Origin of the sequence: Mesorhizobium sp. M7A.F.Ca.CA.001.08.2.1 (assembly GCF_003998455.1) — a bacterium.
Lineage (GTDB): Bacteria > Pseudomonadota > Alphaproteobacteria > Rhizobiales > Rhizobiaceae > Mesorhizobium > Mesorhizobium ciceri.
Map to the genome: position 1 here is coordinate 1 of NZ_RZPW01001345.1, position 726 is coordinate 726.

Here is a 726-nt window from a genome sequence, read left to right on the forward strand (position 1 = left end):
TTTCTCCTCTCCGGCGGCGTCATCTTCCTGGCATTCCTGGCGACCACGTTTCTGATCAAGGAGAATCCCCGGCCGAAAACAGCAGACGCCGGAGCGACGCAGAAGCGGAAAGGCGGCTGGTCACAAATCCCCGACAAACGGCCTGTTGTCGCCATGCTGGCGACCGGCATGCTGTTGAGCTTCGCCACCATGTCGATCGAGCCGATCATCACCGTCTATGTGCAGCAGCTCATCGAGGACCAGAGCCGCGTCACGCTGATATCAGGCGTCGTCATGTCGGCGGCGGCCCTTGGCGCCATCCTGTCGGCCTCGCGCCTCGGCAAGCTCGCCGACCGCGTCGGCCACTGGAACGTCATCATCGGCGCGCTTGCCGTCTCGGCGCTGCTGCTGATCCCGCAGGCCTTCGTCACGCAGAGCTGGCAACTCATCGGCCTGCGCTTCCTGATGGGTCTGGCGCTGGGCGGGCTGTTGCCCTGCATCACCAGCGTGATCCGCCACAATGTTCCCGATGGGGTCGGCGGCAATGTGCTCGGGCTGTCGATCTCCGCCCAATATGTCGGGCAAGTCGCCGGCCCCTTGCTGGGCGGCTTTGCCGGTGGTCATTTCGGCATGCGCTCGGTGTTTCTGGGCACGTCCATCTTGATGGCCGGCGGCGCGGTGTATAACTGGCTGGCACAGTCACGCCGCGAGCAGGACATGGTTGCCAACCCCGGCAAGCCCTGACGG

1 protein-coding gene is annotated in these 726 nt (G+C 64.7%); it reads left to right on the forward strand.

The features are described from left to right. On the forward strand, window positions 1-723 hold a 723-nt coding region (locus EN914_RS37280; protein ID WP_127389776.1), incomplete at its 5' end, for an MFS transporter. Window positions 724-726: the final 3 nt, after the last annotated feature.